This window comes from Desulfosediminicola sp. (assembly GCF_048381775.1).
GTDB lineage: Bacteria > Desulfobacterota > Desulfobulbia > Desulfobulbales > Desulfocapsaceae > Desulfopila > Desulfopila ganghwensis.
Genome location: NZ_JBLXGE010000001.1, coordinates 449,475 through 472,687 on the forward strand (window position 1 = coordinate 449,475; position 23,213 = coordinate 472,687).

Consider the following 23,213-nt stretch of genomic DNA (forward strand, 5'->3'; position numbering starts at 1 on the left):
CTGCTTTTTCCTTTCCCTCTCTTCAACGGGCCCCGATTGCAAAGAGCCTGATCGCTTGGGTGAAAATACAGCGGTCAGTTTCTCTTTTCCTCAGCCTTTCGAAGGGTGAGGAGGGTGGCGAAGAGTTTAAGGGGCTTGAGCTGTTAGATGATAACTATTTGTGGTAATATGGATTTTTCGTTTTTGAATGAACTCTCAGGATAGTGCTGGTGGCGCTTCAAAGCGTACTCCTCTCTCTTAATCAAGCAGAGTTTCAGGCGGATTGAGATGAATTATGGAAGTGGTGCGGTGCAGCCTGACCACCTTGTCCGCGTTCCTGTTACAGGACATGCTTTTATCAAACGAACCAACTACAACTTCATCGAGGATCATGCCAATATGTCCCGCTCCTGTATAATTCTTATAGCTTTCATACTGTTCGCCAATATATACCCATTGCCGTCCGTCCATGCCGATGAACAGCAACCGCACGCGGTGGTTTTCATGTATCACCGTTTTGGCGAAGCACAATACCCAAGCACCAATGTCACCATTGAACAGTTTGAGCAGCAGCTCAATTATCTGAAGGAAAACCATTTTACCGTACTGCCACTGGAAGAGATTGTTGAGGCGATTCAGCAGCGGCAATCACTGCCGGAGAACAGTGTCGCTATCACCATTGATGATGCGTATCGCTCCGTTTATGAAGTTGCCTATCCCCGTCTTCAGGCGATGAACTTTCCATTTACCGTTTTTGTAGCAACCGGCAGTGTCGACGAAAAAAATCCGGCCATCATGAGCTGGCAGCAAATTCGCGAAATGCATAACAATGGGGTAACTTTCGCTAATCATACGGAAAAACATGAATATCTTGTCCGGAGACAGCAGGATGAGTCAGTAATGGAATGGACCCAACGAATTACCGCAAGCATAGAGACGGCTCAGCGTCGCCTCCAGGAGGAGCTCGGCCACGCACCTATGCTCTTTGCATACCCGTATGGTGAATATTCTCATGAAGTAATGGATTTAGTGGAAAAGCTCGGTTACACAGCCTTTGGTCAGCATTCCGGGGGAATGGGTATATTAAGTAACCAGTTGGCTCTCCCGCGTTTTCCCATAGCAGAGGCTTTTGCAGATCTAGGCTCATTTCGAACAAAAGCCAGATCACTGCCCCTTCCTGTTATTCGGCAGGAGCCTGTGAACCCGTTGACCGGTGAAAGAAGACCTGAACTCACCTTAACTCTCACCCCTGCAGATGCGAACCTTGGGCAGCTTGCCTGTTATTTCGGAGCAGACCGGATGAAAATAGAGTGGCTCATACCGAATGAGAAATTCAGCATCCAGGCCACAAAAGACCTGCCCGCCGGTCGGTCACGGTATAATTGTACAGCACCGAATATAGCAGGTAATCGATATTATTGGTTTAGTCAGCAGTGGGTTTCAAATCATTAAACAGCGCCCTTTTTACGTTGGAGGCTTTATGGATTTTCAACAAAATATTACCCGGCACATCGCTCGATTTACAACTCTGGTACTCGTAGGTTGTTCTCTGCTCATGCCTGCTGCTGTAATGAGCTCCACAGCTGGTCAGCCGGATCATGAGATTCTGGTTCATACCGGTGATGTGGATGAGGTGATTGAATATTTAAAGAGCAGAGACTTCTGGGGGCCTGAAAGCCACGCGGAGTCACTTGATGTCCCTCGGATAATTCTCGCAATCGCCAGTGACCGCTGGCAGGCACAGTCAGGTAAGATTGATGTGCAGGTGAAAAAGGAGCTCTTTTACCGGGTCATTGTGCCAATGATTCTTTTATCCAATGAACTGATTGAAAAAGAAAGAAGCGGGCTGGAAGCAATCAAGAGAGACCTGGAAGACGGTAAGAGTTTGTTACCGGCTGAACAGGCACGTATTCAGGCCCTGGTAAAACGATATGGTGCAACAGCTGTAGAGGACCCCGCAGAGCAGATAGATCATCTGCTTCAAAGGGTCGATATCATACCTCCTTCACTGGCCCTGGGGCAGGCCGCATACGAGAGCGGTTATGGAACATCACGTTTTGCCCGGGAAGGTAATGCCCTGTTTGGGCAATGGACCTATAGTGGAGATGGTATGAAGCCGGCTGAACATCGTGCAGCAAAAGGTAATTACAGCGTGGCGGCCTACCAGTGGCCTCTCGAGTCAGTGAGAAGCTACATGTATAACCTGAATTCCCACAGAGCGTATCAGGGGCTTCGCGACAAAAGGGCAGCGCTCAGAAAAGCCGGCGAAAAACCAACCGGCCTTGAGTTGGCTGAAACCCTCACAAGCTATTCTGAGAAGGGTGAGGAGTACGTTAATACGCTGAAAGGTATAATCTCCGTCAACAATCTCGCAATAGCAGACAAGGCGTACCTCAGGGATGAACCGTTAACACTTACTGTGGGCATGCTGGATGAGCTGAAGGCCCAAAAGGCGAAGGAGCAGATTATGTCCCTTCGCGCCTCGGGTGAACTGGACCGCATTCTTGAGGAAATGCGTCTGGATGGCCTGGAACATGATTCAATGTAAGGAGGCTGTCTAGCTAATCGGGCTTCCTTTCGGGTACCGATGAGAGCAGGAGCTGGGTGTAATCGTGGAGGGATTGATAGTAGTTTGGCCCTTATCTCTACGATAAGTTGAAAAAGCCGTATTCTCAATATATTGAGGGTACGGCTTTTTTTGTTTTTACCAGGCCAGAAATCGTGGTTTGGTTCGGGATTATACGTTGCAAAGTCTTCGACAGAACTAGACGAAGCGATCCGCGGTGCCTGGAGCGAAGACAAAAACCTTATCAGTTACTCGCGGAATCAAGGCATTCAATGCTTTCAATGAAAGAGATACATCATAGGATGTAGATACAAAAAATAGATTAAACTAGCGCCATTCAGGTTTGCCTCTGAATTCTCCCACATAACTTCCTGAACGGGAAGGCTTCAATTTGCGAAGATAATCGAGCTCGTACCAAAGCTAGGATTGCAATTCAAGGCTTGACTCAATTTTGTTTGGCTGTCCGGGGGGGCTAATAAGACTAAGCAAAAGTGTCCGTTAAAGCGGGGGGTGTTCAACTTGACCCTGCCAGACTGGCTAATCTGTTGGTAGTCATCCGGTATGAGAGGCAGAAAACAACACGTTAGACTAATGAAACTGGGTATATACACCTATTGACGAGATTTCAGCAAAATGGGACAATCTCCTGCTATTATTGGTGGGGAATATTGGTTAAAGGCTTTCAGGTTCCCTGCAACACAATCATTTTCTTCACGGTAATGGGTTGTTATGGATAGCCCCCATGACAATAAAAGGTGGCAGCTTGCAATAACATCGAAGTTACACCGCTCAAACCAGGTGGCAAATATCACCACATTATCAAACACCGGGTCCCAGCATTTCTAATGGAAGCGATTGATACGAATGGCAATACAATCTGCGACAGCGTTTAATAGAATAGGAGTGGTTGTTAGATGGTTGAATTCAGTAATCAGGTATAGAGGATTATATTAATGGGATACAAAACCATTTCACCTAAGTTGGCCAGACCTTCCTCAAATCATTTTAGACAATCATTAAGCCAGCTACTGGCACCTTGCCCAACCTGCAATGGCACCATCTCATTAAGTGCTAGTTTTTGCCCACATTGTGGTGCAATTCTTCAGCAATCATCCATGTTTCAAGTAAATAATAAGTCTCCTTTCGCTCTTCTTGCCGGGGCAATAGGTACCATAGCTCTCACGGTAGGTACATTCTGTCCAATAGTAAGTATTCCCCTCTTGGGAGGAATAAACATCCTCCACCTCAATGATTGGGCTGGGATCACCTTGCTCATTCTGGCAGCATTTTCCCTGGTTTTTCTCTTTTTGCAGATGACGAGATGTCTTTTTTATACAGGCTTGGGAAGCTGCCTGCTCATTGTATATTTATTTTACTCATATTACTCAGAAAAGAGCAAAGCGATAGAGGAAATCGGCCAAGAAATGGCAGACAGTCCCTTTCATAATATTGCTAATGCTGCAATTGAATCCGTTCAACTTGAATGGGGGATAGGGATATTGATTGTAGGCTCAGCTCTTCTTATTAGCGCATCTTTCATCACTGATAATTAGCTTCCTATGGATCGTATATGGATTCTAGAGTGCCGGACCCAAAGAATCTGAATGAAATCAGGACAATTCGTCTAAACACACAAAAAAGGGAGGGAGAATCAGTGGACTTTATTGATCAGCTTCAGGCACTATCGGCTCGGATACAAAAACAAATTTCAATAACCACAACTGAAGAAGCAACCAAAAATGCTTTCGTCATGCCTTTCATTCAAGCTTTGGGGTACGATGTTTTCGACCCATCTGAAGTGATTCCGGAATACACCGCAGATGTTGGTAGTAAAAAAGGAGAGAAGGTAGACTATGCCATAAGTATAGAAGGGCAACCTACAATGCTCTTTGAGTGCAAGACATGTGCAGCCAATTTGCAGGAGTCACACGCTGCTCAATTACGTCGATACTTTCATGTCACAGAGGCTCGTATTGGTGTTTTGACTAATGGCGCCAAGTATATGTTTTTTTCAGATCTTGATGAACCAAACATAATGGACTCCAAGCCGTTCATGGAAATCGACCTGCTGGATCTTGAGGAGCAGCTGGTTTCAGAACTGAAGAAACTCGCTAAAAGCACATTTGAACTCGACACAATGCTTTCAACGGCTAATAACCTTAAATACTCAAGAGAAATTAAAACTTATTTAGATGTGCAGAGATTGGCACCATCTTCGGAGTTTGTGAAACTTGTCATTTCAGAAGCATATCCTGGACCGAAAACGCAACAAGTTGTTGAACAATTCACACCTATAGTAAAACAAGCATTTTCCTCATTGATTTCAGACCGGATCAATGATCGTCTGAAATCGGCTCTAGACACCAATGCAGAATTTGTTTCCCAAGACCCACTTCCCACGACAGAGGAAGAAAAAAACGTAGATGAAAAAGGGATTGTTACAACAGGCGAGGAATTGGAGGGGTTTTATATTGTTCGCGCTATATTGCGGAATGTGATCGATATTGACAGAGTCACTCACCGTGATACGAAAAGTTATTTTGGCATATTGCTTGATGATAACAACCGCAAACCAATCTGCAGATTACATTTCAATGCCAGACAAAAGTATATAGGCATAATTGATGAAGGCAAAAACGAGACCCGCCACCCCATAGACAGTTTGTCTGAGATTTATAACTATACTGATCTAATCAGAGAATCGCTTTTGTTGTATGAAGATGCGGAAACCGCAAATTAGATAAGTAGTTGGAGAAAAACAATTTGGGACAGGCCGGAATGGCGCTAAATTAAGGGATTATAGTTGACACAAATAGCACCTGAAACGTATAAATTCTCTACGTTTGGGTATGATGTCTCTTAATTTTGGGTGCCTAAGCCAGCGCCATTATGGTCGGCCCTCATTGGTCTGCAATGATCTTTAATTATCCGCAATTATTACAACGCCAAAGTTCTTCCCAGGCCTCCTCAGGCAATAGCTCTTTTCTCGAGGAGGTTGTCCAGCCAATCCGGGTCCATTTCCGGTACCGATGAGAGCAGGAGCCGGGTGTAATCGTGGTGAGGAGGCTTAAGTATGTCGCTCTTTATGCCCTGTTCGACGATTCGTCCCCGGTACATGACTATGATTTCATCGGCAATTGCCTTGACCGTGGCCAGGTCATGGGTGATAAAAAGATACGACATGCCAAGTTCGTTTTGCAATCGTCTGAGAAGGTTAAGAATTCCCTCTGCAACCAATTGATCCAGTGCTGAGGTAACCTCATCGCAGATAATAAGATCGGGATTGGCGGCAAGTGCTCTCGCGATACAGACCCGCTGTTTCTCTCCACCTGAAAGCTCAGCAGGATAACGGTTCATATACTTTTCAGGCAGCTCTACCATGCTGAGCAATTCCTTGATCCTCGCCGTGGCTTCTTTACCTTTCATGCCAAAATAAAAGGACAAGGGGCGGCCGATGATTCTTTGTATTTTCTGGCGGGGATTAAGTGCAACATCCGGCATCTGGTAGATCATCTGGAGACGCCTGAGGCAGTCCCGGTCCCGTGAAGCAAGGTCCGGTGACAGGGTGTCACCACTAAATGTGATACGACCGCTGTTTGCCGGGAGCAGGCCGGTGATAATTCTCGCCACGGTGGTTTTTCCGCTACCTGACTCGCCGACCACAGCCACGGTTTTCCGTCGTCTTATCTTCAGGTTGATGTCTTCTACGATGTTGTTGTTTTTCTGATATCCGGCAGAGACATTACTGATTTTGAGAACGACATCGGGATCGTTTTGGTTCTTGATTTTTTCTTCACCCGAAGATCGTACTGCCAGAAGTTGCCTGGTATATTCCTTTTCCGGATGTTCGAGCATCCGGCGGGCCGGACCCTCCTCAACAAGGTTGCCATGCCGCAGAACCATTATGCGATCGGCAAGCTGGGCAACTACCGCCAGATCATGGGTGATATATATGGCTCCGGTGTTCATTTCGCTGATAACATCTTTGATTGCAACCAGCACCTCAATCTGGGTGGTGACGTCGAGAGCCGTGGTGGGTTCATCAAAAATGATAATATCCGGATCTGTGGCCATTGCCATTGCCACCATTGCCCGCTGTAACTGCCCGCCTGAGACCTGGTGTGGATAACGAAAGCCAATATTTTCAGGATCAGGAAGATCCAGCCGTTTATAAAGATCGATGGCTTTTTCCACCGCATCTTTATAGGACATGATTCCGTGTTGAACAGGGCCTTCAGCAAATTGATCAATGAGCTTGTGAGCGGGGTTAAAAGAGGCGGCAGCACTTTGAGCCACGTATGAGATACGTGAGCCACGAAGGTTGATTTTTTCTTTGTCAGAAAGAGAGAGCAGGTTTTGGCCGTCAAAATTGATAGTACCCGAAGCTAAACGACAGCCGGTCTGGGCATATCCCATGCATGACAGCCCCAGGGTGGATTTGCCGGCACCAGACTCACCGATAAGACCCAGAACCTCACCCCGCATCAGTTTCAGGTCCATGTTATGAACAATAGGTTTCCAGTGTTCCCCGTCATATCCCTCTATATTCAGTTGCTTAATACTTAAAAGTGGTTGGTGTTGTTTTAGATCAAGCAAATGTGCCATGGACTATCATCCTTTGTATGTTGTGGTTCCGGTTGCTTTAAAAAGTCATTCCCGCCTGAACGTGAAATCATTGCGTTCGGAGTAAACTGCTTCTGTTGAGCATCCAATCCACGACTAAATTGACACCAATGGTGAGAAGAGCGATGGCTGCTGCGGGGTACATCGGCGAATAGATACCAAAAGAGATTGCTCCTGCGTTTTCACGAACCATTGATCCCCAGTCGGCTGTTGGTGGCTGGATACCGAGTCCCAGAAAGCTCAGGGAGCTGATAAACAGGAAAACAAAACAAAATCGAAGACCGAATTCAGCGATCAGCGGTGGCATGGCATTCGGCAGAATCTCATAGCGTATCACCCACCACAATCCTTCTCCGCGTAGCCTTGCCACTTCAACAAAGTCCATCACCTCAATATCCATGGCCACGGCTCTTGAAACCCGGAAGACTCTGGTGGAATCGAGTATGGCTATGACTGCAATCAGCGTGGGAATCGAGGTTCCCATGACAGATAGCACCATGAGGGCGAAAATCAGTGTGGGGAAGGCCATGATAACGTCGACCAGACGGCCGAGCATCTGATCAACCCAGCCACCGAGCGTGGCAGCCACAAAACCCAGGGTGCAGCCAACTGTGAAGGAGAGCATAACGATGGCAAGGGCAATGGAAATGGTATTTCTGGCACCGTAGAGCACCCGGGTAAACATATCGCGTCCGAGCTGATCTGTTCCCAGGAGATGTTCCTGGCCCATGGATTCCCACACGTCGCCTGCAAACTCTGTTTCTCCGTATGGGGCGATGTAAGGTGCCAATAGAATTGCGCTCAAATTGATCGCAATAATCAACAGGCCGATCCGGGCGCTTAAGGGTGATTGTTTTAATAACGTTAACATATTAGGGCGTAACTCCTCACCTTGGGTTCCTCAGTTTGGGGTTGCTGAGCATCGACAAGACGTCGGCGGTAAGATTCAAACAGACATAGGTACCGGCAAATATCAGCCCGCTGGCCTGCACCACCGGCAGGTCTCTTTTGGCGACTGCATCCACCAGCAATTGACCAAGGCCGGGATAAACAAAGACAACCTCCACCACTACTACCCCCACCACCAGATAGGCGAGATTGAGTACAACAACGTTGATAATTGGGGACAGGGCATTGGGTAAGGCGTGTTTTAAAATAATCCGCCCCCGGTTTATGCCTTTCAATTTTGCCATCTCAATAAACGGGCTCGAAAGAACGTTGATGATGGCCGCCCTGGTCATACGCATCATGTGGCCTATAACCACCAGACTGAGGGTCAGGCAGGGGAGGAAGATTGCATGAAGTTTCTGGAAGAGCGACATATCTTCATTGATGGCGCTGATGCTGGGAAAGAGAAATATCTGCACAGACAGCAGGGCGATCAGGATGTAGGCCACGAAAAACTCAGGCAGTGAAATGGCACTCAGGGTGGTGATTGAGATAAACCTGTCAAACCAGGAGTCGCGATAAATTGCGGCAAGCAGGCCGAGAATAATTGCCACAGGAATGGCGAATAGGGCCGTTACTCCGGCCAGAAACAGGCTATTGCCGAATCGCCAGCCGATTACCTCTGCAATGGGGCGTCCATTGGCCAGCGAAGTTCCAAGATCACCCTGGAGGAAGGAGCCGATCCAGCTGAAGTAGCGAACATGGGGCGGCAGATCCAGTTTCAGGTCTGTGCGGAAGGCCTGTATGGTCTCCGGGGTGGCATTCTGGCCGAGTATGGCTTCGGCCAGGTCGCCGGGCAAAGCTTCTACCCCAACGAATATCAGCAGGGAAATCACCAATAAGGTAAAGACACCGAAGATCAAACGCTTGGTGATCATTGATGTGAGTTTATTCATAAATACGGATACTCTATTGTCTTTCAGGGGCATGAAGTTGCAGGGGAATGACGTACCGCCGATTCCCCTGCAATGTTCATATGAGACTGTGGTTGGGGCGGGTTAGGACTTGAACCACCAGCGCTCCGGTGCCCGGAGGCCGTCAAGCTCCCAGTTCGCAGCCAGAGGGCCGTGTGCAACCTTGTCCGATGTCGCTGCGAGGTCTGCTGCAAACATGGGCACGACCACACCACCTTCGTCCCTGACAATGCTTTGCATCTCAACATACATTGCCCGGCGTTTGGTCTGGTCGAGTTCTGCCCTGGCGCCAATCAACAGTTCGTTAAAGCGGTCATGCTTCCAGGAGGTGTCATTCCAGGCTGCATCTGCGGCGTATGCCGTGCTGAACATCATGTCCTCAGTTGGTCTTCCGCCCCAGAACACAGCACACCAGGGCTTTTTCATCCAGACATTGGACCAATACCCGTCATTGGGCTCGCGTACGACATCAATGTTCAGACCTATGCGGCCGGCGGATTCTTTGTACATGACAGCGGCATCGATTGCGCCGGAGAAGGCTGCTTCAGAGGTGTGGAATTTGAACATTTCACCCTCCAAGCCAGCTTTTTTGAGGTGGAATTTGGCTTTATCCGGATCAAACTGACGTTGAGGGAGTTCTGATGCATGGTACCGGTTGGCGGAGCTGATTGGATGATCATTACCCACAGAGCCATACCCACGCAGGACGGTTTTCAGCATCTGCTCACGGTCAACGCCATATTTCAGGGCCAGGCGTACATCATTGTTGTTGTATGGTGCCTGGTTGCACTGCATGGCAAAGGTGTAATGTTTAAATCCATTCTGCCTGAGCACCTGAATGCCCTTGGTTCTCTTCAGCAGATGCACGGTTTTGAGTTCACACCGGTTCATCATGTCGATCTGGCCGGTTTTCAGGGCATTGGTCCTGGCATTTACATCGTTGATTCCAAGTGTTTCAACTTCATCGAAAAATGCCCGGTCGCTTTTGAAATAGTTCGGATTCCGGACTGTTAAGCAGCGGACACCCGGCTCATATTTTTTGAGGATATAGCCGCCGCTGAAGACGCCGTCGGTAAAGTCGCTGGTTTTAGGAGATATGATCAGGTGGTAATCACTCAGCAAATATGGAAAATCGGCGTTGGCGCTTTTTAAGATAAAGGAGATGCTGTACTTGTCTTCTTTTTTAATTTCTGCGATGGAGTCGACAATTACCTTGGCTGCAGATTTTGTGTCTTCACCTCTATGGTGGTTGAGGGAGTAGATGACATCGTCGGCGTCCATGGTTTTGCCATTGTGAAACTCAACTCCTTTGCGCAGTTTGAAATTCCATGTTTTGGCATCGGGGGAACTGTCCCAGCTCTCGGCCAGTTCCGGCACGGTATTGTTTTCATGGTCCACCTCAACGAGACAGTTGCCGAGCTGACCATTGATGATAATCTGGTTCATCATGTCAGTGCTGGCAGCAGGATCGATTGTATCGGTGGTGGAGCCGCCGGATATACCAATTCTCAGACGACCGCCGCGCTGGGGTTGTGAGCTTGCTGCAAAAACGTGGCTTGCAAGAAACGATTGAGAAAGAGCAGCTGTTGCGCCAAGTGCCGCAGCCTGAGAGATAAATTCTCTTCGTGATACTTTTCCTTCGGAAAACAGTTTTTGTAATAGCTCCAGCCCGATCATAGAATTTCTCCAATTTGAATTAATAGATTTTCATTCTTGCGTGTAATTCTTCCAACCGTGGAACAGGACCCCGAGAAGTATGTATTCCTGGATGCCAGGCCATCTTTAGTCTTAAGTCTTCACTGCTCGGTAAAGACGTTTCCCGGCACCTCAGCTATTTGTCTGGCAGGCGCAGGGTTCGCCGCCAATTTTCGCTACTTTCAGATTTTAAAGGAATGTGGCGTACAGGGTGGATTGAGCAGTGTTCTGAATCATTGTCGATCGTTTAGCCAGGACACTTTGAGAGCAGTTGTAAAAAAAAATATTGTGGCCGTTAAATGTGAGCCTTGTATTATTTATGCAAAATCGGATATATGAAAATTCAGAACTCCGCAATCAGTGCATAAACTACATTGGACACGATGTAATGTCAAATGTGTTTGCAAAATAGGATGTGTACATTGTTCTGGTAAATTCCGTTGGTGTTTTATGAATGAATCATATTCATCAGTGGCAGGTACTCATCCGGGGCAAGGGCAAAACTGCACCTTAGCCCATGTGCAATTACAGTAATTGCATGTTGTAGTAACCCGTTATAACTCGTTGGGCATGTTGGCTCACCGTACAACGTCTACAGGCCTGCCCCTTTGCGCTTAAATTCAGGCCGGTTCTGTTTGAACGTGAGGGAGAATCAGAAAAAAGAGGGAAGTCATGAGCAATAAGCAAGAAGAAAATTCACCAAAGGATCGCTTTGATCTCAAAGATTGTAAGGGCAGCATGAAGGCCGTGGTCACAACTGGTAATGGCGGATACGAGGTACTCGAGTACCGGGATGTGCCAATTCCGACCCTTGCTTCGGGAGAAGTGTTGTTACAGGTCCTCGCAGCCGGCGTAAACAACACCGAAATCAATACCCGGCTGGGTTGGTATTCCAGTAAGGTTACCGCAAGTACAGAAGGTCTCACAGATACGGAGAGAGAAAAGGCGAAAGAACAGGCGGATGGTGGCTGGAACGAAGCTACGCCATTTCCTTTTATACAGGGAACCGATTGTTGCGGGCGTATTGTCGCCGTTGCTCCTGACGGTGACAAAAGCACTGTTGGGTTACGTGTTCTGGTGCGGTCTTGCATGCGTGCGATCGGCTGGGAGTCTCTTGAAAACATCTGGATGGCCTCAGACTTCGATGGGGCGTTCGCGCAATTTGTGAAAGTGCCGGCCGGGGAGGTTTTCCCTGTGAATTGTGAGTGGAGCGATGGGCAACTCGGCACGATCCCGTGTGCGTACGGCACGGCAGAAAACATGCTTCACAGGGCGAAGGTGTCGAGTGGGGAACATGTCCTGGTCGCCGGAGCGTCCGGTGGTGTCGGCTCGGCTGCGGTGCAGTTGGCAAAGCGTCGTGGCGCCGTGGTAACGGCAATCGCCGGGAAGGCTAAAATTGAGCAGGTACAATCAATAGGGGCCGATCATGTCATTGAACGCGGTGTTGATATCGTTGCCGCTCTCGGTGAAAAGACGGTGGATGTCGTGGTTGACAATGTGGGTGGCGCCTCCTTTGGAGAAATGCTGGAGGTGTTGGTGAGAGGAGGGCGGTATGTTTCCTCCGGTGCCATTGGCGGGCCGATCGTAGCGCTCGATATGCGGACCTTTTATCTGAAAGACCTGACGATGATAGGCTGCACCGCATGGGATGAACCGGTTTTTCCCAATCTTATTTCATATATAGAAGGTGGAGAGATACAACCGCTCCTGGCGAAAGAGTTTCCTCTCGAACGTATTGTGGACGCGCAACGTGAGTTCACCGAAAAGAAGCATGTGGGTAAATTCGTCTTGATCCCACCGCCTTTAAGTGATGCACAGATGAAACTATTTGTATCCGGGTTGTAAGACTCTGTATGATTGAAGTGTAGTCAGTCTTGTTGTTTTACCCTTAGCCCGAGAAAAAGAGACTGCTCCACGCCATGGGCCTGAAAAAATCATTGATCTCCTGTTTCAGTCGCCTGGAATCGATCCGGCACAGCGACCCAGAGCTGACTCCAGAGAACTGGTGCCGGCAACAGCCATGTATCAAGGTTACAATTGCATCACGTGAAATCCTTCTGAGCCAGCCTGCCTCAACCTTGTACGTCTACCTGCTGGCTGTGGTGTGCATTGGGGTAGCCATCTACTTCTGGTGGTTTCGGGGCAATGAATTGTCTCGTTTATGGTGGGGTATATCGCTCTCGGCCTGGGGGATTGGTGCGTTTCTCGCCGGTACCAGCTACCAGGCATTTGGTTACGAGATCAAGTGCGCAGGGCGCGAGTCGTGTAGCTGGACCAGCTGGTGGGAGCTGGTCTATCTCATGTTTCAGCAGATAAGTATGAGCGCGATGCTGGTTGCAGTGGCCTATTGCTGCACCGCAGGAACTATGCGGACGCTTCTGTCATGTTATGCAATGGCAAGCTCATTACTCTACGTTATTGTGGTCTTTATCGGAGGATTCGTGCCTGTAAAACCACTGATAACTTTCGGTTTCATGGTCCGTTTTTCGCTGCCGGCCTTTGTGCTCATGTTGATTGTAAGTGGCTGGAGGTACTGCATGCAGGGAAATTTTGCGGATCTGGTGTTGGTCGGTGCCTGGCTGCTGCTGCTTTTCATCAGTGCTGCCTACTATCTCTATGATGAACTGGAGATCACAGAGAAGCTGTGGGAGCAGGGCGCAGGCATCTGGTTTTCACAAAATGACCTGTTGCACATCGGCCTGATTCTCTGGATGCTCTATATCGCCCTGTTTGTGGCCGATCGGGTCAAAGACACCACCGTTTCAATTATCCCTGGTTAACTCAGAATTTTTCTTCTGGAACTATGCCGGCGTCCCGGTTCCTTTCCCCCTCAAAATTGCAAAATTGCTGTTTCCCTGCCAATGCTGGCATGAGCTGAAGCCATCGGTAGATGAAAACGTAATATCTGCCTGACGAGTGAGTGGTGCATGGCTGTGGGGTTGCGGCCGGAATATGGCAGCCGACATGAATGAGGTGTATTCACCGGGTGTTGACGAACAATGTGAAACAGCCGGTGAATACTGTAAGTAAGCTGCTTGTATCTGGTTATTCAACAGATATTTGTAAGATAGGGATGCGTATTATGACGCGATAATGTTGAATGTTCAAAGAGCATCAAGGGTTGCAGTCCCGTCTCTGTGAAAAAAACTCTTACCAGGCCGTGCAGGCACACCCCGTATAGCGAGAGAGTGGTGCTGTGGTCTCTATATTGGAAGAAAGACGACATTGATAAGTTAAGATAAGGAGCGATACGATGTTTAAAAAGTTGTTTGCCCGGCTAGGGGTTGGCAGTGCCAGTGTGGATGCCGTGCTGACCACAGAATATTTTGAGCCAGGCGGTCTTGTGGAAGGACGTGTTGAAATTAAGGCTGGAGAGGTTGAGCAGGAGGTTGCTGCGATAACTATCAAGCTGATGACAATTGCGGAAAGAGAGAGCGATGACGAAAGCGAGGAGTTGAATCATACCATCGCAAGCCACAAAGTGGCCGATGCTCTTCTGCTGAAGCCCGGTGAAAATCGCGAAGTACCTTTTTCGTTTCCCCTGCATATGGAAACGCCAGTCACAGTGCTGGATGTGGGGAAAAATCACTGTAAAGTTTGGCTGGAAACAGCGTTGGACATAGAATTGGCCCTGGACCCCACGGATAGGGATTATCTCAACGTCCACCCAACGCCTGTCATGCAGCATCTCATTACAGCAATGATCGATAAAGGTTTTAAGATGGTCAAAGCTGATGTGGAGGAGGGTTTCCTCAATGGCGGCAGCTATACATCAGAATCAGGCTGCTACCAGGAGATTGAGTTCAAACCGAAGGCATTTTTCTCAGGTGTTCGGGAGGTGGAAATTTCTTTTGTTCCCCAGGCTGATTGCACCCATGTGCTTATTGAGCTTAATCGCACCTTTGCAGGGGATGGATACCGTAGCCTGACCCTGGCCAATTCAGCAGATCTGGCAGAGGTGAAAGAGAGTCTGGCCAGTTTGATGTAGGCCAGCTTCCCACCTTGATAAATTATAGAGGCAGGGCGGTTTCGCCCTGTCTTTTCCTTCGTCTCTCAAATTGAGCTATGAACTCAATGGATTGGGTCATTGCCTGGAAGATCAGAGGGTTATCGGCCACAACCTGTCGTCGACCCGTTGCCGCTGCTGGAAGATTTTCACAGACCTTCGTATTTATACCCCACTCCATAGACTGACCTGATAATTTCCAGTCCGGGTGCGGCGATGGCAATTTTCTTCCGTAGCTTTTTAATGTGGCTGTCAATGGTTCTGTCACAGACTATGCGCCTGTCGGTATAGAGTTTATCCATAAGCTGGTCACGGGTAAAGATTCTGCCTGATTGTTCGAAAAGTATTCGAAGTAGCTGAAATTCTACAGCTGTCAGATCCAGCTTCTCACCGTGGAATTTTGCGATATATTTCTTATTATCCAGGGTGAGACTCCGTCCGCTATGAACTGCACCTCTACTTCGCCTGAGGACAGCCTTGACTCTGGCTACCACTTCCCGTGGGCTGAAAGGTTTACAGATATAATCGTCTGCTCCGAGCTCCAGCCCGAGCAGCCTGTCTATTTCTTCAACTCTGGCGGTCATCATAACGATAGGCACTTCGGAGAAGCTCCGTATTTCTTTACAGATATCGAGCCCGTCTTTCCCAGGAAGCATCAGGTCGAGCAAAATCAGCGCCGGCTGGTTTGCCCTGACCCTGGCCACGGCTTCCTGTCCTTCATAGAGACAGTCTATTGTATAACCAGCCTGGCAGAGATAGTCGCAGAGCAGGTCGCTTAACCGCTTTTCGTCTTCGATGATCAATATAGTTTTGTTTTTCATGTTTTTCTGTCTGCTGTTCAGCTGGTAATGGGTAACTCGACCCTGATCCCCAGGCCGCCATATGGTGAAGCATAGGAAGAGATCTTTCCCTGGTGGGCCTCAACTATGTTGGTGCAGATGGCAAGACCTAACCCAGCGCCATTATTTGCACGGTGTCGCGACAGGTCGGTTCGGTAGAGTCTGTCAAAGAGCAGGGGAAGCTGGTCGGCAGCTACTCCGGGCTCAGTATCTTGAAATAATAGAACAATACGTTCTTCAGAGCGTTCTGTCAGTATTTCAAGCATACCGGGAGAATCTGTATATCTCAGGCTGTTTTCCAGAAGGTTGGTGAAGAGTTGCTGCAGTCGGTCGGGATCTCCGAGCAAAGGCGGTGACATCCCCGCCGGCACCTGAAGATGAAGCTCCATACCTTTATCCGCATATCGTTTTTCCAGAAGTTCAATGGTTCCATCAAGAATTCCCACAGGATCAACCAGTACCTTTTTATATGTCAGGGCACCGATATCGGACATGGAAAGCTCATAAAGATCATTCACCAGCCGTTGCATATGCAGAACCTCGCCAAGCAGTGGTGTCAATGTCTGGATACCGGTTTTGCGAACTCCGTCCAGAAGTGCCTCCAGCTCTCCCCGCAGGATGGAAATTGGCGTGCGCAACTCATGGGAGATATCAGCAATCCAGCGCTGTCGAGCCTTTTCATTTTTTTCCAGAGTCATTGCAAGCATATTGAAGTGTTCGCTCAACCGCCCGAGTTCGTCTCCGCTGGTAATTGGAATTCTGGTTACAAATTTGCCACCTATGAGCTTTCTTGTTCCTTCTGTCAGGTGGTTGACAGGTCGTAGCAGGTGAATGGTTATTGGGAACGTCAGGATAATTGAAACCCCCAGCATCATCAACGCAATGAGCGCAAACGATTGTTTTTGCTGTTTTACAAAGAGCAGGTCGCCGGAATCTGAAATTTCGGAGATTGGAAAGAGCCCAAGAAACCCGATTGTGCTACCGGCCGAGGTAATCGGTATCGTGGTTATGTGCGTCAACTGTTCGGGGGGGCCGCCAATAACCCGATTTTTTTCCAGGTCCAGGAGCACGATACGCTTGCCGAGCCGAATTGGGTCCATCGGTGGATGGGGTGGTTGCTGAGGTCGATCGGCAAATAATTTCTTGTCGACAGACTCGCGCATTACATCAAAGAAGATATTCCTTTGAATCCGGGTCCAGAGCCGGTGATTGCCCTGCAACCCTTCCCAGCCTGCTTCCTTGCTGTAATAACTCGGAAGTTTTTCAGCCATGGTGTTGAGGTGCTTGAATTCCTGGCTGTTCACATAGCCGAGAAAGTCACGGTCAAAACTCCACTGCAGAAAGAGAAAAATACCTCCGGCCATGATCGAGCTGGTGAGGAGGGTGGAAAGGAAAAGCTTGTGGCGGATTCTAAGTTTCAAGGTCTTACCTGTAAATGCATGATTATCACGAAGAGTTGTATCAATGTATAGTTCGAAATTAAGGAAGAAATATGAACAAACACGGAAAAAACATTTTTTTCCAAAATAACTACCTGATTCGGGCATTTTGCAGCTTTGGGTGAGGTGGATGCTGGAGTCAGATCCTGGGGCGGGTATTGAACAACGCGGGAGTTTAAGGGTGGGATCCTTCGAAGACCGTTCATTGATACGATTTGTCAGAACATACGTTTAATTCACATTTCTTCCATTTTTCTTCCTTTATTGCTCTGTACGTTGCATGGAGCATCTTACCCGGATGTGATCGGAAGCCTTCGGGCTTTTGGCAGCAAGACTCCGAATGGTCGGAAGTACGCTGTTCGGGGGCGGCAACAAAGACATAATGCTCGCAGTTCCAGGAGGATTCAGATGGATGGAAGTAGTTTGTTTTTAATGATTTGCTCAATTTCTGTATTGGCCCTGTGGCTTGTCTTATCTGGTTGTGCAGTGGACCAGTCCTCTCAAAGAGGCGAAAGGCAGCAGGTGCGTGCAATGGGTAAACAGGAGATGGGACGGGGCCGCAGGGGAGAACCTCCCGGAATAAACAATACGACCACCACAGCAAATATGACCCTGCCTGCCGAGGCGTTCACCGCATGTAAGGGAAAGCGGTCTGGAGACGAGGTGAGTTTTTCCCCTGAGAATGGGAAGCTGGTGGTTGCAACCTGCCAGGTGATTGATGACCATCTGGTGGCAGTACCAGAACGCAGGCGGACAAAATCATAAATGAATAGTGCAGCTTGAACGGTGTCTTGAAGGGTATCTTTTCCCTGCCTGAGCCGGAGATAAAATAGACTCTTATACATTTTCCTTGTTTCTTACATATTTCATGCAAAATCGGCCAGTAAACTGAGGTAATTATTTCACAGGAAGTAAACGGATAACAGGTCCCCGGCACATCTCCTTCTCTCCCCTTTATCTCTCGCAAAAGTGCCGGGGAACCTGCTGTCTCAGAGGATTATACAACTCTCCGTATCCCCCAAAAGAAGCAAACTATGATGTTCAGGCTTTATAGAGCAAGGCGTTGCCCTTTACGTACACTGACGATGGTCACACTGGTACTGGCATTATCTTCATCGGCATCGGTGGCATCGCCAGCAAATTTTTTTCCCGGTAACCCTATGCCTTCCGGATTTGCTGTCGTTCATTATTACTGCCTGGACGGACTGTTTTACCGGCATGACCCCAAAGGGTTTATTGTTGCTCCGGCACCCATAGGTGCGGTGGTCAGAACCCTTCCTCCGGCAACCATACGGGTACATATCAATGGGATTCAGTATTACGCCTGTTCTGGGATTTACTACAGGAAGGTTGATGCTGGCTCTGTGGTGGTGGCGTAACCTGTCAGACACATGAGGTCTACTTTCGATATCGGTGAACGACTCAAGGTCAGGGTTGACCTTCTCAACGTTCGTTCAGGTCCGGGCCTGAACCATGACGTTGTACAGCAACTCACCCAAGGTACTGGTGTCCAGGTTGAAGGGGTGAGTTCGGCCTGGTGCCTGGTTCGTCTGGCAGATAAGTCAACAGGCTGGATTAAGAGCAACTACACAACCGGGTTCCAGGATGGCTTTGAAGGTTGAGGGAAAAAGGCAGGGTTTTCCAACTTTCACATTTCCTCCACATTGGCTGCATATTCACACGTTACTTTCATGAATAACAGTCTTCGCCATGGAGAACGAAGATGGCGAAGACTGTTCAATAACGCTCAATGTCCGACATGTATTCAAGAACATGAAACGACCCCCCATGAAAAGAATTGAGCAATTTTCTTTTAACCCAGAAGGAGCAGTGTAATGAAACAACACAAGGTGATCAAGGGGCTTACCGTCCTGATGATGGTGGCAACATTTTCCGCACTACCTGTTTATGCAAAAGGCAGCAAAATGGGTGGTGGCCCAGGCAATAACATGCAGGGGCCACCGCCGGAAGCCTACGAGGCGTGCGTCGGCAAGGAAGCAGGTGACATGGTCAGTCTGAAGGGGCGGAGAGGCAAGTCGATGGAGGGAGTATGCGCGAGTATCGAGTCTCAGCTTGTGGCTGTACCCAAGGAGCATCTCGAGGCCTGTGCAGGAAAGCAGGCAGGTGACAGCGTCAGTCTGGATGGACCCAGAGGTGAGTCGATAAAAGCAACATGTGAAATCGCGGGTGATCTTGTTCTGGCAATGCCAGGGAGATCAGGCGCCAGAGGGCACTAGTCGAGATGGTCTGGGGGGAGAAAGTGAATGCCTTCTCCCGACGGATCTGTACGAAAAGCATTTATGACTGAAGTATGTTGATGGTGAATATATGGCCATTTCCGTAATCAAGGGGTGTATCGGCTGCGGTACCTGCGTGCTGACATGCCCTACTGATGTAATCCGTTTGGACCAGCGCTCAGGCAAGGCGACTATTCAGTATCCGGCAGATTGTCAGATATGCCATCTTTGCCGAATGTACTGTCCGGTGGATGCAATCAGGATAACACCAGAGAAGTCTATACCTGTGGTTGTGTCATGGGGCTGAAGATGGAAAAGCACACAATCCGACCGGCACTACAATGGTGCACGCTCTTTATCGGCATACCTCTCCTGTTCTATCTCACAGGAGATTTCCCCCGCCGATCAATTCTCAAGGAAACGATATCTCTCCTGACCCTGATGGCATTTTTCCAGCTATTGGGGCAGTTGTATACCACGCGATGTAATACACGCCTTGTGCGCGATGCAGGAGCACCAAAGCTTGTAAGAGTCCATAAAATTGCTGGCTACATCGGTATTGCGCTGATCCTTGTACATCCTTTGCTGATCGTGGTACCGCGATATTTCGAAGCGGGAATAGGCCCTGGAGAGGCGTTTTTAACCATGGTCACCACGACTACTCCGGGAGTATTGACCGGGCTTGCAAGCTGGGGGCTGATGCTTGCGCTGGCGGTAACGTCGCTCTTTCAAAAGAGGATACCCCTGACGTACCTTTCGTGGCGAAGGCTGCATGCAAGCCTGTCGATAGCTTTTATCCCGGCTGCCTCCTGGCACGTCGCGAATCTGGGCAGGCATGCAAGCCCGGCCATGACCATAATGATAGTGCTGATGGCGGCAGGTGGGATGCTGCTCACGATAAAAGCAACCGTGGCCAGAAGACTATTGAGAGTAAAGGGCTGAAAATGAACAGTACGAATGAAATGAGCGGCCTTACCCGTAGAACTTTTATGACACTTGCCGGGGGGGCCGCTGGTGTTGCAGCGCTCTCCTCGTTTGGTATTCCTACAGGTTGGGCAGCCAACAAACCAAAAGTTGCACCAGCTGATGTTTCCCTGGCACTAGACACTACAGACGTACTTGTCATCGGTGGCGGTATGGCAGGTCTGTTTGCTGCAGTGAAGGCCCACGATGCAGGTGCCGACGTTATGATCCTGTCCAAAGGCAGACTTGGTTCATCAGGTCAGACGCCGTTTGCCAAGGGCATATTTGCCTATGACCCCGGCGTCGCTGGAATGACCCTCGACGAATTTGTTGACAGTGTCTCCCGCTCGGCACTGGGCAGCAATAACCCTTTATATACCAGGCAAATGGCGGGAAACTCCCTCGCCAGGGTAAAGGAACTGCGGGAGTGGGGATTTTTTGAATCCCCACTTTATAACAACTGTTTTAAACGGCCAATCGCTGAGCGAAGCATACCCCTTCTGGAGCGTGTCATGGTGACCCATTTACTCAAAGAAAATGGCATGATAGCAGGGGCCGCAGGGTTTAGTGCAGATGACGGAAAAGTGCACCTAGTCGCAGCAAAAAGCGTTATTCTCTGTACAGGTGCTGGAGGTTTCAAGCCGAACGGCTTCCCCATTTGCGACCTCACGCACGACGGGACTGTCATGGCCTACAATATCGGGGCTAAAGTCACGGGCAAGGAATGGAACGACGGGCATCCAGCTTCTGCAGAAAATCCGGCAGCGTGTTTCGATGGCTGGGGAAACATGTTTGAACAAAAGCCGACCACAACCGGGGTCGACATACGACATGACCTTGGGGTCGACATGAACTACAGGGCGTATGTCGCAGGTGGCCCGGTACGCATGGGACCCCCGCACCAGCAAGAGACAGGCCAAGTGGCAGGCGGCCCGTATATGCCGTTGGAATTTATGCGAAACGCTCCTCCGGGCGGCGCCGGAGGGCGGCATGATGATACGCCGCAGAGACAAGGCAAAGGTGGCCCCCCTCCAGGAATGAGAGGGCCGCGCGTTGGCGGTTCATCAGCTGGCATGGCGATCCATAAGTCTGAAGGCCTGGTACCGATTAATGACAGGTGCGAGTCGACTATCCCGGGACTTTACGCCGCCGGAGATGCCCTTGGTTCATATATGGCGGGTGCTATTTACACTCAGATCGGTTCCTCCCTGGCCGGTTCAGCTGTTCAGGGAGCTGTTGCCGGCGAGGCAGCGGCGGCCTTTTGTTCCAGTACGGTGGCCCCTGTCATCGGGAAAGAGACGATTGCCAGGGTGCAGGAGGAAATGTTGGCACCGCTGGGAAGAGAAGCCGGTTACAACCCGGCCTGGGTGACCCAGACCTTGCAGGGGATCATGATTCCGAACTTTGTTCTCTACATCAAGAAAGAAAAGCTGCTGCAGGCAGCCCTGGCGTACGTCGAGGAACTCAGGGACCATCATGTGGGGATGCTGCGTGCTGCTGACTTCCATGAACTTCGTCTGGCCCATGAGACCGCAAACATGATAATCAGCGCAGAGATGAAGCTCAGGGCCTCGATCATGCGAACAGAGAGCCGATGCAGTCACTTTCGACTCGATTATCCTGAGGTGGATGAGAAGAACTGGCGAGCCTGGATAAACATTTACAGGGGGGAAGACGGGTCTATGAAGTTGGAAAAGCAGCCCTTTGACAGTTGGCCTGTAGCATAAAAGCAAAAAGTTTACATATTAAGTATATCGCTTCCTTCGCGCCAGACACCAATAACCGCAATCTAAAATTTCCCGGGATTGCGGCTATTGTATTTCTGGCCAGGAGTGGTCTGGACGGAATGCGCACTATTGAGTTGCCGGCAGGTGAGCATACGCCTCGGCAGGCACAATGACTTTCTCATCACTTCCCGGTGTCTTCCAGTACAATTTCAATGCTGCTGTGCCTTTTCTCTGGAAGTAGTCTATTCGTATGGGATACCAGCCTGCGATGGTTACATTCAGCTCGGATTCGATTGATAACTGGTCCGAATGTTGGGTAGGATCGGAGAGAACAAGTTTGTCGCTCAGGTAAATTATAACACCGTCATTGGAGAGGGTCTGTAGAATGTATTTGCCTGTTGTCGGGAAATGCAGGGCCCCGTTCATGCGAATACCGATACCGCGATTGGTCCCACTGTCGAATACCTTACCCCTTCCGAACTGGTTATTGAGCTCGAATATTGGCTTGCCCTCTTTCCCGCCTCTTTTAGGTAGCATCCGCACGTTGCGTGCAAAAAAATTATGGAAATAGACAGTGAGCAGTCCCGGCTGCAATCTCGCTGCTTCTTCAGCCGAAAGTGGTGTGCCCTGCATGTCGTAGTGCACAGGTGGTCGCGGTGATTCTGATTCGCCGGCCATGCTTATCGGGAGATGCGTGGTGAGGAAAAGAATCGTACACAGTGCGATAATCTTTACAGTGTGGTTTCGGTTGATGAGCATGGTATCTCCTTGCAATTGAGAAAAGGATACTTCGTATCATAGTGTATGGCTGACACGGCTAGTAACACCATGCGAATTAATGGGATAAATGGCAAGAGCATGCGTATAACCAGCTTGAGGTAGAGCTTGGAACACGTTGGGATCAGGTCAGAATTTTGGTTTTGGCTATGTCGCAGGCCCGACCTGTATCTATACGGCTGAAACAGCAACATCCAGTTCAAATATCTCCAGTTGAAACATCGAGAGAGGAGGTGAGTGGCTTTGGACACAGAACAGTGCCCAGGGAACATTTACCGGAAACAGGGCATCGTTGATGGAGCCTTCTCTCGCAGCGCTTTTCAGGAAGAAAACCATGTACTTGGTTGCAATGGAAGGAGGTGATGGCAAAGCGCAGGTAGTAATTCAATCCCCGACCCAACAGCCATGTTAGGTGATGTGGTCCAACTATCCGAATCGCATCTAAAAAAGCACGCATTAACGACGCACTTAGCAAATTAACATGTTGACAAAAGGACTCA

21 protein-coding genes are annotated in these 23,213 nt (G+C 49.1%); 14 read left to right on the plus strand and 7 right to left on the minus strand.

The genetic code is table 11. The features are described from left to right. Window positions 1-267 precede the first annotated feature (267 nt). The 4 genes from ACN5NT_RS01950 (at window position 268) to ACN5NT_RS01965 (ending at window position 5,285) form a co-directional block, all read left to right on the plus strand. On the plus strand, window positions 268-1,431 hold the full coding sequence (locus ACN5NT_RS01950) for a polysaccharide deacetylase family protein (RefSeq protein ID WP_419174284.1): 1,164 nt from the start codon (window positions 268-270) through the stop codon (window positions 1,429-1,431). Between the two features lie 28 nt (window positions 1,432-1,459). Beyond that, window positions 1,460-2,527: a glucosaminidase domain-containing protein gene (locus ACN5NT_RS01955; protein ID WP_419174285.1), complete on the plus strand. Its 1,068-nt coding sequence runs from the start codon at window positions 1,460-1,462 to the stop codon at window positions 2,525-2,527. A gap of 971 nt (window positions 2,528-3,498) precedes the next feature. After that, window positions 3,499-4,098, plus strand: a complete 600-nt coding sequence (locus tag ACN5NT_RS01960; protein ID WP_419174286.1) for a hypothetical protein — start codon at window positions 3,499-3,501, stop codon at window positions 4,096-4,098. Between the two features lie 101 nt (window positions 4,099-4,199). Then, window positions 4,200-5,285 (plus strand): type I restriction endonuclease, encoded by a 1,086-nt coding sequence (locus ACN5NT_RS01965; RefSeq protein WP_419174287.1) that lies wholly within the window; start codon window positions 4,200-4,202, stop codon window positions 5,283-5,285. 227 nt (window positions 5,286-5,512) lie between these two features. Here the strand turns inward: ACN5NT_RS01965 and ACN5NT_RS01970 are convergent, their stop codons facing one another. The 4 genes from ACN5NT_RS01970 to ACN5NT_RS01985 form a co-directional block, all read right to left on the minus strand. Further along, on the minus strand, window positions 5,513-7,150 hold the full coding sequence (locus tag ACN5NT_RS01970; protein WP_419174288.1) for an ABC transporter ATP-binding protein: 1,638 nt from the start codon (window positions 7,148-7,150) through the stop codon (window positions 5,513-5,515). Between the two features lie 67 nt (window positions 7,151-7,217). Continuing rightward, window positions 7,218-8,039 (minus strand): ABC transporter permease, encoded by an 822-nt coding sequence (locus ACN5NT_RS01975; RefSeq protein ID WP_136797560.1) that lies wholly within the window; start codon window positions 8,037-8,039, stop codon window positions 7,218-7,220. 16 nt (window positions 8,040-8,055) lie between these two features. Then, window positions 8,056-9,012 carry an ABC transporter permease gene (locus ACN5NT_RS01980; RefSeq protein ID WP_136797558.1) on the minus strand — a complete coding sequence of 319 codons (957 nt, stop codon included), beginning with the start codon at window positions 9,010-9,012 and terminating at the stop codon, window positions 8,056-8,058. Between the two features lie 102 nt (window positions 9,013-9,114). Then, a complete protein-coding gene (locus tag ACN5NT_RS01985; protein ID WP_419174289.1) occupies window positions 9,115-10,707 on the minus strand; it encodes an ABC transporter substrate-binding protein in 1,593 nt (530 codons plus the stop codon). Between the two features lie 690 nt (window positions 10,708-11,397). On the opposite strand from ACN5NT_RS01985, the gene ACN5NT_RS01990 reads away from it, so the two are divergent. The 3 genes from ACN5NT_RS01990 (at window position 11,398) to ACN5NT_RS02000 (ending at window position 14,713) form a co-directional block, all read left to right on the plus strand. Continuing rightward, window positions 11,398-12,570, plus strand: a complete 1,173-nt coding sequence (locus ACN5NT_RS01990; RefSeq protein ID WP_419174290.1) for an alcohol dehydrogenase family protein — start codon at window positions 11,398-11,400, stop codon at window positions 12,568-12,570. Window positions 12,571-12,644: 74 nt separating this feature from the next. Continuing rightward, the gene (locus ACN5NT_RS01995; RefSeq protein WP_419174291.1) at window positions 12,645-13,505 is read left to right on the plus strand and encodes a hypothetical protein; all 861 of its coding nucleotides are present in this window, start codon (window positions 12,645-12,647) and stop codon (window positions 13,503-13,505) included. A gap of 473 nt (window positions 13,506-13,978) precedes the next feature. Next, the gene (locus ACN5NT_RS02000) at window positions 13,979-14,713 is read left to right on the plus strand and encodes a sporulation protein (protein WP_419174292.1); all 735 of its coding nucleotides are present in this window, start codon (window positions 13,979-13,981) and stop codon (window positions 14,711-14,713) included. A 167-nt stretch (window positions 14,714-14,880) separates the two neighbouring features. On the opposite strand, the gene ACN5NT_RS02005 is transcribed toward ACN5NT_RS02000, so the two are convergent. Continuing rightward, window positions 14,881-15,552, minus strand: a complete 672-nt coding sequence (locus ACN5NT_RS02005; RefSeq protein WP_419174293.1) for a response regulator — start codon at window positions 15,550-15,552, stop codon at window positions 14,881-14,883. Between the two features lie 17 nt (window positions 15,553-15,569). Continuing rightward, window positions 15,570-16,991 carry an ATP-binding protein gene (locus ACN5NT_RS02010; RefSeq protein ID WP_419174294.1) on the minus strand — a complete coding sequence of 474 codons (1,422 nt, stop codon included), beginning with the start codon at window positions 16,989-16,991 and terminating at the stop codon, window positions 15,570-15,572. A gap of 426 nt (window positions 16,992-17,417) precedes the next feature. Here ACN5NT_RS02010 and ACN5NT_RS02015 point away from each other — a divergent pair, with 426 nt between their 5' ends. From ACN5NT_RS02015 to ACN5NT_RS02045, 7 genes are all read left to right on the plus strand, one after another. Beyond that, window positions 17,418-17,774, plus strand: a complete 357-nt coding sequence (locus ACN5NT_RS02015; RefSeq protein ID WP_136797547.1) for a hypothetical protein — start codon at window positions 17,418-17,420, stop codon at window positions 17,772-17,774. Between the two features lie 395 nt (window positions 17,775-18,169). Beyond that, window positions 18,170-18,388, plus strand: a complete 219-nt coding sequence (locus ACN5NT_RS02020; protein WP_419174295.1) for a DUF6515 family protein — start codon at window positions 18,170-18,172, stop codon at window positions 18,386-18,388. A gap of 12 nt (window positions 18,389-18,400) precedes the next feature. Next, window positions 18,401-18,631, plus strand: a complete 231-nt coding sequence (locus ACN5NT_RS02025) for an SH3 domain-containing protein (protein ID WP_419174296.1) — start codon at window positions 18,401-18,403, stop codon at window positions 18,629-18,631. Between the two features lie 213 nt (window positions 18,632-18,844). Then, window positions 18,845-19,246, plus strand: coding sequence for a hypothetical protein (locus tag ACN5NT_RS02030; RefSeq protein ID WP_419174297.1), 402 nt, complete (start codon window positions 18,845-18,847; stop codon window positions 19,244-19,246). A gap of 91 nt (window positions 19,247-19,337) precedes the next feature. Beyond that, on the plus strand, window positions 19,338-19,553 hold the full coding sequence (locus tag ACN5NT_RS02035) for a 4Fe-4S dicluster domain-containing protein (RefSeq protein ID WP_419174298.1): 216 nt from the start codon (window positions 19,338-19,340) through the stop codon (window positions 19,551-19,553). Continuing rightward, window positions 19,466-20,188, plus strand: a complete 723-nt coding sequence (locus ACN5NT_RS02040; RefSeq protein ID WP_419174299.1) for a ferric reductase-like transmembrane domain-containing protein — start codon at window positions 19,466-19,468, stop codon at window positions 20,186-20,188. The genes ACN5NT_RS02035 and ACN5NT_RS02040 overlap by 88 nt, the downstream gene beginning before the upstream one ends. A 2-nt stretch (window positions 20,189-20,190) precedes the next feature. Continuing rightward, window positions 20,191-21,936 (plus strand): FAD-binding protein, encoded by a 1,746-nt coding sequence (locus ACN5NT_RS02045; protein WP_419174300.1) that lies wholly within the window; start codon window positions 20,191-20,193, stop codon window positions 21,934-21,936. A 126-nt stretch (window positions 21,937-22,062) separates the two neighbouring features. Here ACN5NT_RS02045 and ACN5NT_RS02050 read toward each other — a convergent pair whose 3' ends face one another. Then, the gene (locus tag ACN5NT_RS02050) at window positions 22,063-22,695 is read right to left on the minus strand and encodes a PA14 domain-containing protein (protein ID WP_419174301.1); all 633 of its coding nucleotides are present in this window, start codon (window positions 22,693-22,695) and stop codon (window positions 22,063-22,065) included. Window positions 22,696-23,213 lie beyond the last annotated feature (518 nt).